Raw genomic sequence first — 17,504 nt, 5'->3', positions numbered from 1 at the left:
AAGTGAATATCGCCAACTGGCTCGCAGACGCCTCTGACCGTTGGCCAACGAATCCCGCCCTGCTGCATGGCGAGGTTCTTGTAGCTGACTATGTCGGCTTCCGGGCTTCTGCCCGGCACACGGCGAGACTTCTGGTGCAGCGGCACGGAATTCAGCCGGGAGACAGGATCGCCATTTTCATGAACAACACCACCAACTATCTCGTACTGTTATACGGCATCTGGTGGTGTGGCGGAATCGCCGTCCCGATCAATTCGAAGCTGCATCCTGCGGAAGCCGCTGAGATTGTATGCGACGCCGAAGCGCAACTCGTCTTTACGGAGGACGGCGTGCGCTTCCAGGAGGGTACGCTGCCCAGTGGTTGTACCGAATTATCGCAAGAAGCGATCGCGACACTTATATCATCTGCCGGCAATAATGATTTCCTGAAGCGTCCGTTGCTTCGCAGTTCGGACGACCTCGCATGGCTATTTTACACATCGGGCACAACTGGCCGGTCAAAGGGCGTCATGCTTTCGCATGGCAATCTGACAGCCATGGCGCTCTGCTATGCCATCGATGTACAACCCATTACGCAAGACGATGCGATTCTTTACGCCGCACCTATGTCTCATGGAGCGGGCCTGTACAACTTCGTCTTTGTACGTTCTGGAGCAGCACACGTTGTGCCGGAAAGCTGTGGTTTTGACCCGAATGAAGTCCTTCGTGTTAGCGCTGCTGTTCGAAACATATCGTTCTTTGCCGCCCCAACGATGATCAAGCGTCTGGTGGATGCCGCCGAGCGCGACGGCCTTCGGGGCGATGGTATTCGTTCAGTGATTATTGGCGGTGCACCGATGTACGTTGCCGACCTTGATCGCGCCATCGAGATCCTGGGGCCACGATTTATCCAGATCTATGGTCAGGGCGAGTCACCCATGACCATCACGTCCGTCCCAAAAGATGCTATCAACGACCGCTCGCGGCCAGACTGGAACCGGATCGCTTCATCTGTCGGCTACGCACAATCCTGTATCGAGCTGCGAGTATTGTCCGACGATTGGGTGCCCGTAGCGCCTGGTGTGCGAGGTGAAGTCATGGTGAGAGGCGCTACGGTGATGCAAGGCTACTGGCATAACGAACAGGCAACCAACGAAACAATCGTCAATGGATGGCTGCGTACGGGAGACATTGGTTATCTCGATCCTGATGGCCTTCTCACATTGACGGACAGATCCAAGGACGTCGTGATTTCGGGTGGCAGCAACATATACCCGCGAGAGGTGGAGGAAATTCTAGCCTCGCACCCCTCGGTCAAGGAGGTTGCGGTTACGGGTCAACCAGATTCTGAATGGGGCGAAGTAGTAGTCGCGTTCGTTGTCGTTCAAAAGGCTGCGTATTTGAGTGAGGCTACATTAACAAAGTGGTTCGTCGATCGGATGGCCTCATTTAAAAAGCCCAAAAGATACGTGTTCCTGGATGAGCTGCCGAAAAATGGGTATGGAAAGGTTGCAAAGACTGCACTACGCGCGCTACTCGCGCCTGCTGAGGCTGCGGAGCCAGATATTCGTGCTCACGCTGACCGCATCAACTAAAAAAGGATAAAAAGTGAAAGACATTGGAGATACCTGCATCCAGCGCCGCCGTGCATTTCTAGGCGCGACCACGGGCCATCTGATTGAATGGTACGACTATGGAGTGTACGGCTTTCTGGCTGCTTACATCGGGAAAGCTTTTTTCGTTTCTAACGACCCGATGACAAGCCTGCTGAGCAGTTTCGCTGCATTCGCACTGAGCTTCTTTCTGAGACCATTGGGTGGGTTATTTTTCGGCCCTCTCGCCGACCGTGTTGGACGCAGAAAAACACTGATAACCGTGCTGGCGTTGATGGCCGGTTCCACATGTCTTCTCGGTTTCCTCCCGACCTACGATAATGTCGGCATTATCGCTCCAGTCGCGCTCGTGCTCATCCGCTGTGTGCAAGGATTCTCAGCTGGCGGCGAGATCGGCACGATAACCAGCTTCATATCAGAGTATGCCGGCCCCGGTAAGCGTGGATTCTCGACTAGCTGGCTAATGGTCACAGCCGTCCTCGGACTTGTCCTCGGCGGTGCGGTTGCAAATGGAATGACATTCGCCCTGGGTTCGGAGGCGATGCAAGACTGGGCGTGGCGAATTCCTTTCCTGCTGGCAGGCCCGCTTGGAATGGTTTCCATGTACATCCGGCTCAAGCTTGAGGACAGCCCGGAATTTCGCGCACTCGCCGACTCTGGCAACGTGTCCAAAGCACCCCTACGGGAAGTTTTCCAGTGGAAACGTTCGATCACGCTGGTCTTTTTCATCATAACGTTACACAGCTCGATCTTCTATCTCGTACTGACTTTCGCGCCGACGTTCATGTCGCATATTCTTAAGTTTGGTAGCGGTACGACGTTGTTCTTCGCCCTGATCTCCAGTCTGGCTTCGGCCATCGTCATGCCATTCGGTGGCATGTTCACTGACCGTTACGGTCGCAAGCCGTTTCTCATCGCAACAGGCACCCTGGCCACTCTCGCCATGTATTGGCTTTTCAGGGCAGCACCTCATGCTACTCCGGCAAGCTTCGCACTTCCGCTGATGTCAGTCGCCGTTCTTTTTGGACTCTACGCGTCCTCGACCTATGCGCTAATGAGCGAATTGCTTCCGACTCGAGTACGGTCAACTGGCATAGCAATGGCTTATAACGTTCCAGTAGCAGTGTTCGGTGGAAGTACCCCCATGATTTCGACCTGGCTGATCCAGCGAACAGGCGATATCACTTCACCATCGTACTTCTTCGTAGCAACGGGTGTTGCATCGCTCATAGCGCTTTCCGCGCTCCGACGCTCGGATTCAACCCAAGCTGGTACGGAAAATGCTTTCAAGACCCCCGAAATGTATCAAATGACCGAGCGCACTCTGGTTACTCAAAGAAACATATAGAGAACGATTGCGTGGGACCGGGCCGACCAAGTCCGTCCGGTGTCGTGTCGCTGCGGTTTCTTTTTGCGCCGTAGCGTCCAGTGCTCTGGCGCATCGAGCTATCTTGCTGGTCAACAAAATCTTTTCGATTACATGCTGTCTGAAGTATGATCTGGATACTGTGTGACATCCTCATGTATGGATTGAAATCCTTGAACGTTATTTCACATTATGAAACAGAAAAAACCATCCCGCTGCTGCTTTAGATTGCATCCGGGCGCGCCTCGATTCAAAGCGTTCTGCACACTTTGTACGTGAATTCAATTGTTGGTGCTGGTCCTGATTGACGCTCTCGAACGAGTCTTTGCAGTGCTAGGAGTGGTCAAAATCCTGTACCAGATACTGCTGCGCCGTTGCCCCCTCACAAACGACGCGGCCACAGCCTCGGCAAACGGGTGCCGCTAAAGGCTGTTTGTTGCTCATAACGCAGAGATCATCTGAGATCAACGGGCGCGTTGAATATTTTTTCAGCAAATTGGAAACAGACCTCAGAGGGGCGGAGCTAGGCGGCTAAGATAGCAGGTGCTACGCCGCTGGTTTGAGTTCTGCGATTAGCGCAGGTTTCGAGCTCTTCGCGATCATCGTCGTCCGCGTCGACGGCCGGTACGGGCAGATCGTCTTAATTGTTAGTCGTTTGTAAAAACTCAATTTACAAACTTCGTCTATATCTGCCAGCATGAGTTGCGTAACCTCGCAACTGCCGGGTAAAGGTTTGTGTGCGGGTACGACATTTGGGTTTTATCGACTAAGCTGCGCTCCTCCAACCCTGTAGCTCAAGTCGAAGGGCACGGCTAACTGCCGTGCCCTTTTTTTAGCACATTCACAACGCAACGCCATCCGAGATTGCACCAGACGGGCCTGCGGGGGAAGACGTCACGTCACGTACGTTTTGCACTCCTGGACGCTGACGCTCCAGCTGCGGGTGGCTCGATAAGAAACTTGCTGCGATCTTTAACGTCCTTGATCCATGCAGGAGGCCGAGCCCGGCCACTCCAAGTTGCACCCGAAACAGGATCCTGGTATTTGGGTGCCACCTTGCTGGCAACCAGCTTGTTCGTAGAGGATCGCGAGCCATTCTTCGATCCAGCCGGCCGACCACGTTTGCGCGGCATTTCTGTATCTGCCTGAAGCCCCTGAATGGCTGGCTCATGGTTGGCGACTGTCTTATTTTTAGATCCAGCCGGCCGACCACGTTTGCGCGGCGTTTCCGTGTCCGCCTCAAGATCCTGAACTGTCAGCCCGTGGTCGGCCATCATTTTCTTGATGCTTGTAATCACCGATGCGGATTTCTTCCGGCGAAGGTCATCAGCTTTTTTTTTGCAAACTCGCAATCCGCTGTTCGATCTGAGATAGGGTAGCCATATGCAATGATATGAGAGTTGTTGAGGAGCAACGACTCCGGCCATGCATACCTTAGCCTTAGCAGTATCGCCGGATCCAACTGAACTATAGCGTCAGATCAAAACAAAGAAAAGTATTTTTTCGAATTATCAAAACAATCATGCACTCGACCGAAGTGGCGTCCTCTCAGAACGCGGGCCCGCTAATACCAGTAGCACTGCCTAACTCTTCCTTTCAATGCTACTTCGAGCTTTCTCGGCCTATGGTTCCCTTGATAAAACCTGCGTCCCGAATTGAGCGTATCAGCGAATGGTCATTGGTGCCCCGCTGGCGCATCTGAGCCGCGAGCAGCCGGGAGAAGCCGTCTTCCCTCGATTAATACGGACGATTTACCGGCATCCTTCCGCCTATGTGGTCCGTGGGGCAGGCTGCATTTTCTGAAACCGATATTGCTTCGCCGCCAGTAGCGCCTACTAAACCGACCATTGCAGGCCGTACAACAATGGTCCACGCGTCATGGCATCGCGCAAAAGGACCACTCAGCAGTGCACTCTGCCGTTACAACGAATTCTCGACTTTCGCGCACTTTCTACCATCTGGATACGATGTATCGCCTCATCCGTAATTACAGTAAGGCCCTCTGAAATGGCAATCCACGAGCAAGCCAGATCGTTTACACCTATGATCGTGCCAATAAATACTTCCGTAACAATGCGCTGTATGAAGACCTACTTATTGTGCGTCGCAGTTGCAATCGCGACAACGACAGTTACCACCCTGGCATTCGCCGCGTGCGATATCCTTGCCCCCTCCCTTGACGTCGCATTGATATTCATCGAGCGCCCTGCCTAGACCGTGTTAGGAATTTTTTGTAGTACCTGGTACCCTGGAGGGATGACAAGAGAAAAGCGCAAACCCTACCCGACAGATGCGTCCGACGAAGAGTGGAGCTTCGCGGCGCCGTATCTGACGCTGATGGATGAAGCAGCACCGCAGCGCAAGTACGAACTGCGAGAAATGTTTAACGCGTTGCGCTGGATCGTGCGCGCTGGTGCGCCATGGAGAATGATGCCCAACAACCTTCCTCCGTGGGAACTGGTGTACCAGCAGACCCAGCGATGGCTGCAGGCAGGCTGCTTTGAGAACATGGTCTGCGATTTGCGCTCGATCATCCGTGTGGCGCAAGGACGGCAGGGCCAGCCCAGCGCCGTGATTCTAGATGGCCGGACAATGCAGTCCGCCTGCGAGAGCGGTCCGCGCGCGGGCTATGACGGCTACAAGCGCAAGCGTGGGAGCAAGGTCCATATTGCAGTCGACACGCTGGGACATTTGCTCGCGGTGCACGTAACGCCCGCCAACGAGCAGGAGCGCGCGCAGGTGGCAGAGCTCGCGCGACAGGTGCAGGAAATCACGGGAGAAACGGTCAAGGTGGCCTTCGCGGATCAAGGATACACAGGTGAAGACGCTGCGCGGGCCGCCAGCAATGAAGGCATTGATCTGCAGGTCATCAAACTGCAGGAAGCAAAGAAAGATTTCGTGCTGCTGCCCCGGCGATGGGTGGTCGAGCGCAGCTTTGGCTGGCTCAACCGCTTTCGCCGCCTCGCGCGGGACTATGAGCGATTACCTGAAACTCTTGCCGGTCTTCATTTCGTGGTCTTCGCCATGCTTATGCTCGTGCATGCAGTGCCAGTACTTCAAAGTTCATAACACGGTCTAGTCTCTGTGATCGAGGAATCTTGAAGCGAAGATAGCTGTTAGTGCCGATGTGAAACTGACCCACCCGCCGAGGTAACCCTGACCCACCTGGGAGAGGATGGCGGCTTTTTGCCGCCGATGCTGACTCAGGAGCAAGCAGTGGAAATCAAGGTATTGGCAAGGCGGGGAACGGCGGTACGGGAGATAGCGCGACAGACGGGCTTGTCACGCAACACAGTGCGTCGCTATCTGCGCGACGACCAGGCTGGCCGCTACAAGCAACGCGAGCCACGCCCGACGAAGCTCGATCCGTTCAAGGACTACGCGCTCGAACGTGTTGCCGCCGCGCGCCCGCACTGGATTCCGGCAACAGTGCTGCATCGGGAGCTGCAGGAAGCTGGCTACGAAGGGGGCATCAGCCAGCTCAAGGCGTTCCTGGCACCGTACAAGCGCCATGAAGCGGAGCCGGTGGTTCGGTTCGAGACACCGCCGGGCAAACAGATGCAGGCCGACTTCACGGTCATCCGTCGCGGCCGTGCGCCGTTGCTGGCGCTGGTGGCGACGCTTGGATACAGCCGCGCGAGCTTCGTGCGCTTTACCGCTGGCGAGGACGCCGCAACGCTGTGCGAGTGCCTGCGCGAAGCGTTCGTCTACTTCGGCGGCACGCCCGAGCACGTGCTGTTCGATAACGCGAAGTCCGTGGTCATCGAGCGCGACGCGTTTGGTGAAGGCGAGCATCGATGGAACACCCAACTGCTTGCGGTGGCCGAGACCTACGGCTAGGCGGAACTGGGCGCACGTGAAGAGCGTAAGCGCCACACACTCACGCAACTCGCGTCGCTGCCTGCCATCAAGACCCTGGAGCAATATGACTTCGGCTTCGCCAGCGGTGCACCACGGGCACAAATACAGGAACTGGGAAGCCTGGCGTTCATCGAGCGGGCCGAGAACGTCGTGTTGCTCGGCCCGTCGGGAGTTGGCAAGACACACCTCGCGAGTGCACTGGCCTATCGGGCAACACAGGCCGGCATCAAGACGCGTTTCATCACGGCGGCGGACCTGATGATGCAACTGGCGACGGCGAACCAGCAAAATCGATTGCGGGAGTTCTTCAATCGGGCGGTCGTCGGGCCGAGGCTCCTCGTCATCGACGAAATCGGCTATCTGCCGTTCGGGCGCGAGGAAGCGAACCTGTTCTTCAATGTCGTCGCCAAACGCTACGAGCGCGGCTCTATCGTGTTGACGAGCAGTCTTCCGTTCACACAGTGGGCCACAGCGTTCGCCGACGACCAGACGCTCACCGCTGCCATGCTCGACCGGCTTCTGCATCACGCCCATATCGTGCAAATCAGTGGTGAGAGCTACCGGCTGAAAGACAAGCGCAAAGCAGGACAAACAGGAACGCGGACAGGCGCGAAAGCAGCCGCGTGACACAGGGCCCGGGTGGGTCAGATTTACTTCGACGAATCGCCGAAAGGCGGGTCAGAATTCAATCGGCGTTGACAGATAGCCATGTCTGCGTGCGCAGGCGTGTGGCATAGCGCTTATATTTCCCGCTTATCTCAAAGAAGAAGCCGCTGAGCCAGCGCAAGCACTTGTTCGGTGACGGTAGAAGAAGCGTTCAGCGCAACCTCTACAGCGCGTTTCTGGCGAGAAACTCCGGAGGGAATACGCACCAACCGCCAGTGTTGAAAAAGCCTATGCTGCGTTTGAATGAACCTGCAGCGGGCGGGCTGGTGCGCAATTAAACGGAAAACGGCTGCCGGTGCCAGCCTGCAGTCCGACTTCGCGGACTGTCTGAGGGGTCAGCCTGAAGGCTTGTCAAGGCGGAACAGCACCCCGGGCTGCTGCTCGCCTTCAACAATGTCCCGGGAACGCAGTATCAGAAGGCTTCCCAGCTCTCAGCTTTGCTTTTTTCATCGGATAGTTTGCCTGAGATTGTCGGCTTCGTATCCACCTGCCTGTGTTGCGACGCGGGTGCATCCTTGGACGACAAAGGCGCGCGAGCCGCTGCCTGGCGCTTCACTGGTTGTTGCGCCATCCGGTCCGATAATTGGAAGATTGACACCGCTCCGCTGAGATCTTGAGCCTGTTCTTGCAAAGACTGGGCAGAGGCGGCAGCCTGTTCTACTAGTGCCGCATTCTGATGCGTGACCTCGTCCATCTGCGTCACCGCCTGGCCGATCTGCTCAACCCCTCGCCTCCGCTCTTCTGATGCGGTCGCGATTTCCCCAACGATGTCAGAAACACTACGGATAGATCGTTTGACCTGTCCCATTGTTTCGCCAACATCCGCAGCCTGTTTCGCTCCGTCCTCGATCATCGAGACGGAAGAATTGATAAGATCCTTGATTTCCTTGGCCGCTGATGCCGAGCGCTGCGCCAGGCTGCGCACTTCGCTGGCCACAACAGCAAATCCTCGCCCTTGTTCGCCTGCTCGTGCGGCTTCCACTGCCGCATTTAGCGCGAGGATATTCGTCTGGAACGCAATACCCTCAATTACGCCCGTGATTTCAGAAATCTTGTACGAGCTGCTACTAATCTGCCCGATCGTACTCACCATCGCCTGAACTGATTCGTTTCCAGCGTCCGCCAGACTTGCCGCGCTCGTCGCGAGGGCATTAGCCTGCCTAGCATTATCGGCATTTTGTCTTACCGTCTGCGTCATTTGCGCCATGCTTGATGCGGTCTCTTCCAGCGATGCTGCCTGCTCTTCCGTGCGCGCTGAAAGATCCATGTTGCCTGTGGCGATTTCGTCCGAAGCAAGAGCCACCGATCCAGCCGACGTCTGAATACGGCGTACGGTCGACGACAACTGCTCGTCCATTGTCTTGAGAGCAGCGAGTAACTCGCCGAATTCTCCACCGCTGTCGACACTCAGATTGTTGCCAAGCTTTCCACCTGCAATTTCCTTCGCCACATAAATAGCTCCTTCCAGAGGGCGCAAGATTGCCCGTAGCAGCAAAAAGCCTACGACAACGGTGGCAGACAAGCCCACCGCAACCAGAACGATCGCTATCGTCAATATTGTTCGGTAGGTAGATGCCGATCGGTTTACGGAATTCGTAGCCTGAAGCCGGTTCAGTTCGACGTCTTCCGAACATGATCTGGCTATCCGTGAACTTCGACTTCTTCATTGCGTAGAACTCCCTTTGCTGGAAATTCTACTTCTGATCCCGCTTACCGGACGGGGGCATTACCGACCGACCGCACCAAACGTCCCCATCGCAGCTATGATTGCGACGCACACACCAAGCGCCCCAATGAGCTTGAACCGCACCGTTTGAAACATACGCGCCATTTTATTCCTATCGTTCTCATACCCGTAGTTGCCGCAGCAGCCTCCGAGGTTAGTGCAACTACACCCAAACAACCTGAGCGTCTTGTGATTATTGTCGCGCCCTGCGTAGAAACCTGCTCGCTGCCAAACAGAATTGCCTATCAGAGATGACCTGATTAACGGCATCTTTGGCGTCTTTTTTACAAAAAAAACCCGTTACGAGGTAACGACGGGTGCTGCAACGAACGCCCCTGAAGAGGCATGGATACCGGGCAAGGAACAAGCTGGTGTGGGAGCGCCTGCGGGCACTGACAAGGTCTGCATGTTGCGACCGAAAAATCGCCTTCCAATAGTGAGACGCGGAATCAGACAGACCGCTAGTCTTAGCGTGTGCGAATCTGTCATTTCCTGCTCCGCAAGCCCTGATACGGTGTGATGATGGCGTCTCTCGAAAGCCTTGCAAAGACGCCACGGACGCCGCGTCAGCGTCCGTGCACCTGGACACTTCGTGAGCGGGCTGCCCGCAAGACCAAAAGAGCTAGTGGGCAGCATCAAATCATTGATGTTTACCAGTTGAAAACCAGAAATTCCAAAGGACAAACACACGAGCCTTCGGTGCCTGAAAAGCCAGGGCTGCGCTAAATTCCTGCCTGCAGGCAGGTCAGTGTGCGATTAAACCGCTAACGGCTCGCGTTGCCAGTCTACGGTCCGGCTTCAAGGACTGTAAGAGCGGCTAGCCTGAAGACTCGTTGAGGTGCAACAGCAACTCGGTGCTGCTGGTTTGAGCAACGCGGCTCTTCAGAAATCATTGGTTAGTGCCCCGGCGCCCCAGCACGAAACCTTTCGTTCACGAGAAGAAGGATTGAGTACACATCTGAAATACCGCGCGAATCGGGCCTCTCTCGTCCTTTTTAGCGCCAATGCGTTTTCACCACGAGTCGCCAGCGTACTGCGCCCTGCCCCGGATTATGCTGATGATGGTCTTGAGGTGGCAGCGGCTTGTTTAGCGTCGAGACGCAACTTCCCCCGCAGCCATCACAGCGATAGATGCCGGAGTAAGGAGTGTAGGAAGTTCGAATATTTATAATAGGCCATTTTAGGTCTCTCACGTTGAGCAATCGTCTGCGCAACAAGCAACAAATCACATCGTGCGCTCTCCACAGGACAACGGGGTCCGGAAACCCTATCCAAAAGACTCGATCCAAACAAACCGCGTGTACAAAATCTTACGCTCGCTTCCCGTTTATATCCAGTGCAATATTTGCTCGGTGATTGAGTCAATTGATCATCGCTGGGCAGTTGAACTCAAAGTCGTATGAGGCTCGATCCTCATTGGATACTGGCACTCCGCGACCCTCTTTCTTTTCTAATGACTTTTTCGCCGAGAGCGCATCGTGAATCAAGATCACTATCTTTTTCCGTTCGCCAACACGCACAGAGACGTAGCGATGTCTGATAGACGTTCAGCATAGGAGCCGGACCAGGTGCGCATGTCCCGGACCGGATCTTCCCTCAAGCGGTGTCTCGATCCGACGTGATCAAGCCTTCCTTACTTGAAGCGACAGGCCTGACACGCTCCGTCATACTAGCCTCTCGGAGTAATACCAGAGCCCGAGAAAGCCGTTACCAGAGCAGTCGAGTCAGTAAAACCCGTCTCATAGCTAAGTGGCACGCTTAGCTTCGTCCAGGAAAGGCTGCTACGGGTAAAAATCTGGGCTATCGGTCTTACCCAATCCGATTTATCGAGCGTTACCGGTCGAACCACAACGATGTCCGGTCGCCCACTGCTTGTCGTGTGCGTCCAGCCACCGCAATTCACGCAACGGTGCGCGCAGCTTTCATTGCCGCTATCCGCCGGCCTCGCATAGGCTTTGGTGTCGCCAGAGAAAGAAAAACCGCTAGCCAGGACCGGCATTCCAATGGAAAAGGCGCTTGACGTCATCTGACGGCAATCCGTGCAGTGACATGCCATAACGAAGAGCGGAGGTTGGGTCAATGCATAGCGCAGGGCTCCGCAATGACATCCGCCCGCTAGCCGAAGTGGCCAAGTTGTACCTTCCATCGCATTTCCTCTTTCAATCACTACCGGTCCGACCTTAGCAAATTCAAGCGAGCCATGATTTCAGAATCAAATCCGTCGCTTGCTGACCCTGGGCATCGGCGTTTATGTTGTGGTCAACAATCCCAGTCATTCACTATTCGTCAGTCTTATCTACAATAAGCGCGGAAGGATTGCCCTCGACTCCTTTCTTGTTACGCCGGCAATCTTACTTCAAGTTGTGTCGTCTAATTTCGCCAATTTCCGGGGAGCACCTTCCTGGTTTTCGACGATTGCACTGGCTGTTTTCGACTCGAGCCTTCGGCTCGTCGGTTTTCTCCAGGAAGGCAATTTCCACGAAGATTCGGATAGACGAAGGCGGAACGAGGGTGGGGCCGAGTTGGAGCGAAGCGCTGCCGACGGGACGCAAGTGCAACCATGCTCTATTCTCGTACCCAAGTTTGCTTTCTCTAGCTAGTGCCGCAGCGGCATTTGTCTTGGCCAGCAGCGCTGGATTGGATCTGTAACACTCATTCGACATTCACGTACACGCCGATAGCCACATTTGGCCCGGTGATTCCGCCTGCTGTTTACGCATTTTTCTGCAAGTGCAATAACCAGCGCACTCTCTGGGAGAAATCGATCGAGAACACACGAAGCGAGACGCGTAACGCGCCGGAATCTCGCCTGTTCAGCGATGAAGCGTTGCTGACATCTTCCGTTGTGGCTGCATCCGCGTTATCCGGAAAACCGACCACGGCTATAGACACGTGCCCAGGTCGCTGATAGAAATGCTCTCAATGCCATGACAGCATGGATGATCTCGAGGTTTTTTTGTAACGAAGCCTGCACGATTGACTAGCCTCGGCGTCAATCAGTCTTAGCAGGTTGAGAACGGATGCCGTGACTTTGATAAGAGTATTGTCCTTCGTATACACTTCTATCTGGCGGAGCCCTAAAATCACACGACTGACGTCTTTCAGATTGATTTCGATTTCAACGCCGTTCACGTCTTCGAGGTTCATTGCAATCCCGATGTCATAAAATCGTTACGCATTGAACCTGAAAAACATGGGTCCAGTCAAAGTATTCACACAAGCAACTGATTTATATACGTTTTATGCTTATCGCCTCTCTACCCAACCCATGGTTGTGCGGCTGATCTGACAGGTTCGAGCCCAGCCGTCGAAAGCAGGATTCGCATTCTGTCGACAACACTTCCGGTGCCAGTCTCGTCAGCGTACTGCGTAGCCCACCATGAAAAGTGCGGCCTCTAATGGGCGAACACGCTTCGCTGCGCACTTAAACACGGTGAAACCTGTCCCATTTGCTGCGGTCGCGAGGAAACGACAGACCCAATTAACCCGCAGGTTTTGGCCGATTCGCAAACCGTTCGCCTCGGACAGAATCGGATACACGTGCCGTGGATGATGATCTGGCTTCGGATCACGCCACCTGTTCTTGTCCTGGGGCCAGTGGCCAAAACGAAGGCACTCAGGAATGGCCTTGTGATCCCCACCGTTGGCTTCCTCGTTCCAACGCGCAACAAGCGCACCTAAGGCTGCTCCGACACGGCCGTCGGAAGTTGCAAAATTCTCGCAGACCGAGGAGAAAATTTTAGTCGTGCCGGAATCCAGGCCAATGGGTAGCAGTTCGCCCTCGACCACGACGGACTCTTCAGGGTTTCTACAGGATAGATCTTGTCGTGCAAAATGGTGTCGTATCGCACGTAGATACGATGGTAGTGATTCGCCTCGGGACCGCAAAACCTTCGCGATTGCGGGCCGGTGTCTCACGCCGCCCCACTCCAATACAACGTTCGAAAGTCGCAAGCATCTATCAGCGTTGTTTTCATCGATAGCCGAGCGTAGTTCACGGCCAAGCCACGAGAACGTCTCGTGAGTTTCTCCGAACGCCCGGATCTCACATCCAGAATGTGGCATCCCGTGTTCGACCGGCAATCGGACCGGCCATGCATAACGCTCAAACGCTGAGTAAAGCGAATCGCAAGTCCAAACCTCCCCACGAGCCAGACCTGTTCTGATCGACCTCGCCGTCCAACTGTGGTGAAAGCCACCTGGCTGCATCGTGCCCACAAGCCACCTAAGAAATGGGCGAGCTTCTCGATAGAAGTCGCGCCGCAGCATAAGGTTAGCGTCACGCTGGCCATCAGGAGAATTCGACATCTCTATTGCTTGTGTCATGCGCAAGTTTAAAATGTGCTTTCAGATCAGATTGATACGAGTTGCTGGAACGTGGCAGCACCACTCATGCTCAGTATTGTCCTGCGAAAGCGCGCTCGGCGAGGTTAGTCGGCCCAGCCTATGTAGCCCCGATGACGGGTCTTTTCACATGCACAACGAAACCTGTGAACGATGCATCGTTGTCGCGATACTTCAGGCATCGTATAAGGGCATCGAAATCGAACACAGCGGCTCCGCAGCGCCGTACCCGCGACCCCGCGAGGAACGTAGAGAGCCTGCCTGATGTTGGCAGACAGTGCCTGCGACATTGCAAACGTGACGCCTTGTGATTGTCTCGACGTCAATTAGCTAATATTCGTATCACAAAGCGAATCACCAAGGCCTTCAACCTGTAGCCTACTGGCTGATAGCGATAAGGGTCCAGCGCGTCGCGTCCTTTTTTCCCACGCATTGATCACGCATCTGGCGGCTCATCCAGCACAAGCTTGTTCCGCTTGTCGATAACTGCCCGCGTACTACCTGTAGCACCTGGTCCCGGTACAAACCGCACATCGTTATACGATAGTGTTCTGCCGTCCCTGCTTTGAACGACGATCGGTTTCACCGGTTTGCCGCTTTCAACGTCCACGAGTGTCAACGGCGGCTTCCCACCGCGAGAGAGCCATCGATCTCCCCATTGCATAAGTGAGATGAGGACGGGATACAGCTCTCTTCCCTTATCCGTTAGCCTGTATCCATAGGTATTTGCACGCTCAGGCAGCGGATATCGTTCGATAATATCCAGTTCAATCAGCCGCTCAAGTCGCGCCGTAAGAACGTTCCGCGCAATTCCAAGCTCTTTCTGGAATTCATCGAAGCGCGTCAACCCTTGCGTGCACTCTCTCACGATCAGCAAGGTCCACCATTCGCCGACCTCATCGAGGGCTCGGGCGATGGAGCAGTTCATATCGTCGAAGCGTTTCCTGTACATAGACCGTTTTATATCACAGTTTTTTCACGCAACTTAACCAGATTCCGGGGAAGTGTTTCCCGATTTTATCCGTTGCGTGACAAAACTCTGGTTTGTATAGTTTCGTCACGCAACTTTTATGCACTATCTTATTAGGGAGTCTTATGGATCGCCGCCTATTAACTCTTGCTGTAGGCATGTTTGCGTTGGGGACAGACAGTTTCGTCTTCGCGGGTATCTTACCGCAGCTTTCTAAATACTTTCATGTAAGCATCGGTGCCGCCGGACAGTTAATTACTGTATATGCACTTACATTTGCACTGCTTGCGCCAACGATCGCAGCCCTTGCGGCTGGTATTTCCCGCAAAAAACTCCTGATGATCGGTATGGGGATATTCATCGTTGCCAATCTTGGAACCGCATTCGCCCCTAATTTCGCATTCGCACTGGCTACGCGCGCGCTAGCTGGCGTCGGCGCCGCGATGTTCTCTCCAACGGCTAGCGGAACCGGAACGATGCTCGTCGCACCTGAGCGGCGGGGCTTCGCACTGTCCATAATCGTTGCGGGCCTTACCACGGCGACCGCGTTGGGGACGCCACTCGGCGCTGTGATTGGGGGGCTTGCCGACTGGCGATGGACCATGGGGTTCGTTTCGGCTCTTGGCGCCGCTGGGTTCGTTGGCATCTGGGCTCTGCTTCCGCAGGTAGCGCTGCCACCAGCAGTCTCACTGGCCAAGCGCTTCGCTCCTCTCGCCGATTCGCGAGTTGGACTGATTCTGGCGACCACTGTGCTCGCGCAGATCGGGACCTTTATCATCTACAACTATTTTGCAGTTGTGTTTGACCGTGCTACAGGGGGCAACGCTGGTCTTCTGGGGGCGCTGCTGGTGCTGTGGGGCATGGCCGGCACTTTCTCGAATCTCATGACTGGCCGTGTTCTCGATAAGATTGGCTCGCGCAAGGTAGTGATTGGTATGCTGATGGCGATCATCGCTGTCATCGTTACGATGCCCCTGACGGGCAAACATCTGTGGAGCGCTGCGCTAGCGGTCTTTGTCTGGGGCGGCTGTGCATGGGGTCTTCTTGTTCCGCAACAGTTCAGGCTCGTCTCTCTCAACCCTTCCATGGCAGCGGTCCTTGTTGGCCTGAATACATCTGCGACCTACGTTGGGGTATCGATTGCGGGTGCAATCGGCGCAGCAGCCATTCCGGTTATAGGAAGCCATAACCTCGGCTACCTTGCAAGCTCGATCGTGGTACTGGCCTTCGCTGCCTCGGAGCTTGCAACTTCCCGCGTTGCATCGGTCGCGAAAGCGGCGACCGACAAGGCAACAGCCGCAGCCTGATCCTCTTGCATGCAGCTGCGTCCCGAAGACCGTTTCGGGGCGCTGTGTCAACGACGCTGGTTAACCACACGACTTTACCAGTCCCGCGAGCCTCCGGTTCACTCCACGGACTCGAATCTGGACCGGCGTCGGTCGCGTCCTGCGCAACAAATATTGCACCCATGCGCGACGTGCCTTCGTCATACAACCACCTCCCAGCAACTGTCCGTCCTGTCGATTGTAGTGGGAATAGTACGAGAGGCATCTGAAATGAGTGCAACGTTTGAGGCGCGCAAACCCACACGATCTGCACGTAAACCCATTCAGACTGGTCGACTGACTCCGTAGCCAGTATGCGCTGCGCTACAGATTCAGACCGTGCACTGCGAAGTAAATGATTGGCTGCACAAATCGTATTGAGAACGCAGAACGTGACTCCAGCATATTTGACGCCAGGTCATGCAGTGCGAATGCCCGGTTCTATCATCTCGGGCATTCGCCTGTTAGCCGTGACACCAACAGATGATGGCGCGAGCTTCAGTCCGCCAACCGCAAGCTGACAGATTCAGCTGAGTAGTCGTTGGGGGAAGGTCGTTCATTGGCTAGCTTCTCTTCAATTTCAAGCAAACTACCTTCTTGAGCAAACCGCATCGCGCCATCGAGAAGTTCAAGCTCGGCCGGCATACAAACAATAATGGGGATTTTGAAAAACGCCCATTCAAGTGCCCAATCCAGCGCCGCCCAGTTTCTCAGAGCGGGGTTGACTGGATACGGTGGCAAGTACTCTACAGTATGTCGGAAGTTCCCCGCCTGGATGGTGACAGCATCCCCTTCCTGGGACATGCCGTGTCCGTCTGGTCCCGCAGGAAAGAGTACCTTTACAAGTTCACGAAGGTCACTATTCAGTCGTGGAGGCCAGTGCTTGATACGCCCCGTTCCACACCAGCCGGCCTCATCCCAACCGAAATATGCCAGGGCCTGTTGCCGCGTGGACTCAGAGGCGGCCCGTAATGCCTCTTCGTCCGCCTCGCCTCGTTTTCCAAAGAAAGGAAAATGGTGAAGATAGTGCCCAAACAGAGCAGCACTCTGAACACTGTAAAGCTCTGTGTCTGCGATATGGGTGTGCCAAACGTAATCAACGTATCGCGATGGTGAAACTGCCTTACCTTTATTCGCATAACAAATAAATAAAAATCCCTTATATTTTCTGATCGCGTCCAAGGTTTTCTCTGCCGAAAACCCCGGACGGTCCTCGGGATTCATTAGCCTATATGCAAGAGATCCAAAATCCAATCGATTAAGTTTTTTCAAGAATTCATGGAGCTTCTCATCCACTTTACGTTCGACCGATGCGTTCATCGCCAACTCTCCATAGTCAGATGGCTGCTAGTTGATTGAGAACGTAATCTCCGGCGCGCTACTTGGCGACATTCATCCACATGCCGCTTTGTCGTATTTTTCAGAATTTATTTTTTACCATCGACAGATATGCAAGCTATTTCCGACCGAAACCGGTACGTATTCAAGCTCGATTCAAAATGTGTTTACATGCGCTTAACAAACATGCATCTAATTTGCATCAACTTAAACATAGAAGAATTCTTGAGAGTTGCAAGTTGCTTTTAATGACCGACTCGTACACTATTCGAAATAGGCTCCGTAATCAGTTCGATTCTGTGAACACTCTCATCAA

The 17,504-nt window shown here is 54.5% G+C and carries 10 protein-coding genes and 3 pseudogenes; 6 read left to right on the top strand and 7 right to left on the bottom strand.

What is annotated here, in order from left to right; all coding sequences use genetic code 11:
• Nucleotides 1-2: 2 nt before the first annotated feature.
• A complete protein-coding gene (locus H3V53_RS03575; RefSeq protein ID WP_336596745.1) occupies nucleotides 3-1,574 on the top strand; it encodes a class I adenylate-forming enzyme family protein in 1,572 nt (523 codons plus the stop codon).
• A gap of 13 nt (nucleotides 1,575-1,587) precedes the next feature.
• Complete coding sequence (locus tag H3V53_RS03570; RefSeq protein ID WP_336596744.1) at nucleotides 1,588-2,940, top strand: MFS transporter; 1,353 nt, start codon at nucleotides 1,588-1,590, stop codon at nucleotides 2,938-2,940.
• A 917-nt stretch (nucleotides 2,941-3,857) separates the two neighbouring features.
• Here the strand turns inward: H3V53_RS03570 and H3V53_RS43550 are convergent.
• On the bottom strand, nucleotides 3,858-4,091 hold the full coding sequence (locus H3V53_RS43550; RefSeq protein WP_419539411.1) for an H-NS family nucleoid-associated regulatory protein: 234 nt from the start codon (nucleotides 4,089-4,091) through the stop codon (nucleotides 3,858-3,860).
• Nucleotides 4,092-5,214: 1,123 nt separating this feature from the next.
• Between H3V53_RS43550 and H3V53_RS03560 the strand changes: the two genes are divergently transcribed.
• The 3 genes and pseudogenes from H3V53_RS03560 to istB form a co-directional block, all read left to right on the top strand.
• A complete protein-coding gene (locus H3V53_RS03560; RefSeq protein WP_336596742.1) occupies nucleotides 5,215-6,027 on the top strand; it encodes an IS5 family transposase in 813 nt (270 codons plus the stop codon).
• Between the two features lie 126 nt (nucleotides 6,028-6,153).
• A pseudogene (gene istA / locus H3V53_RS03555) lies at nucleotides 6,154-6,795 on the top strand (IS21 family transposase); the annotation flags it as partial.
• A gap of 3 nt (nucleotides 6,796-6,798) precedes the next feature.
• Nucleotides 6,799-7,446, top strand: a pseudogene (istB, locus tag H3V53_RS03550) (IS21-like element helper ATPase IstB); the annotation flags it as partial.
• A 451-nt stretch (nucleotides 7,447-7,897) separates the two neighbouring features.
• On the opposite strand, the pseudogene H3V53_RS03545 reads toward istB, so the two are convergent.
• The 5 genes and pseudogenes from H3V53_RS03545 to H3V53_RS03530 all read right to left on the bottom strand — a co-directional run.
• A pseudogene (locus H3V53_RS03545) lies at nucleotides 7,898-9,130 on the bottom strand (methyl-accepting chemotaxis protein); the annotation flags it as partial.
• A gap of 1,750 nt (nucleotides 9,131-10,880) precedes the next feature.
• A complete protein-coding gene (locus H3V53_RS43545; protein ID WP_473766653.1) occupies nucleotides 10,881-11,357 on the bottom strand; it encodes a GFA family protein in 477 nt (158 codons plus the stop codon).
• A 773-nt stretch (nucleotides 11,358-12,130) separates the two neighbouring features.
• Nucleotides 12,131-12,358, bottom strand: coding sequence for a hypothetical protein (locus H3V53_RS03540; protein WP_336596741.1), 228 nt, complete (start codon nucleotides 12,356-12,358; stop codon nucleotides 12,131-12,133).
• Between the two features lie 210 nt (nucleotides 12,359-12,568).
• Entirely contained in the window at nucleotides 12,569-13,000 is a 432-nt protein-coding gene (locus H3V53_RS03535; RefSeq protein ID WP_336596740.1) for a hypothetical protein, read from the bottom strand.
• Nucleotides 13,001-13,991: 991 nt separating this feature from the next.
• The gene (locus tag H3V53_RS03530) at nucleotides 13,992-14,507 is read right to left on the bottom strand and encodes a winged helix-turn-helix transcriptional regulator (protein WP_336596739.1); all 516 of its coding nucleotides are present in this window, start codon (nucleotides 14,505-14,507) and stop codon (nucleotides 13,992-13,994) included.
• 143 nt (nucleotides 14,508-14,650) lie between these two features.
• Here H3V53_RS03530 and H3V53_RS03525 point away from each other — a divergent pair, with 143 nt between their 5' ends.
• A complete protein-coding gene (locus H3V53_RS03525; RefSeq protein WP_336596738.1) occupies nucleotides 14,651-15,832 on the top strand; it encodes an MFS transporter in 1,182 nt (393 codons plus the stop codon).
• Between the two features lie 516 nt (nucleotides 15,833-16,348).
• Here H3V53_RS03525 and H3V53_RS03520 read toward each other — a convergent pair.
• Nucleotides 16,349-17,170, bottom strand: coding sequence for a glycine-rich domain-containing protein (locus tag H3V53_RS03520; RefSeq protein WP_336596737.1), 822 nt, complete (start codon nucleotides 17,168-17,170; stop codon nucleotides 16,349-16,351).
• Nucleotides 17,171-17,504 lie beyond the last annotated feature (334 nt).

The sequence above is a fragment of the Paraburkholderia bengalensis genome (assembly GCF_037126505.1).
In the GTDB taxonomy this organism is placed as follows: domain Bacteria; phylum Pseudomonadota; class Gammaproteobacteria; order Burkholderiales; family Burkholderiaceae; genus Paraburkholderia; species Paraburkholderia bengalensis.
The sequence above is the reverse complement of the archived record's forward strand: the minus strand, read 5'-3'. Positions and strand labels throughout refer to the sequence as shown.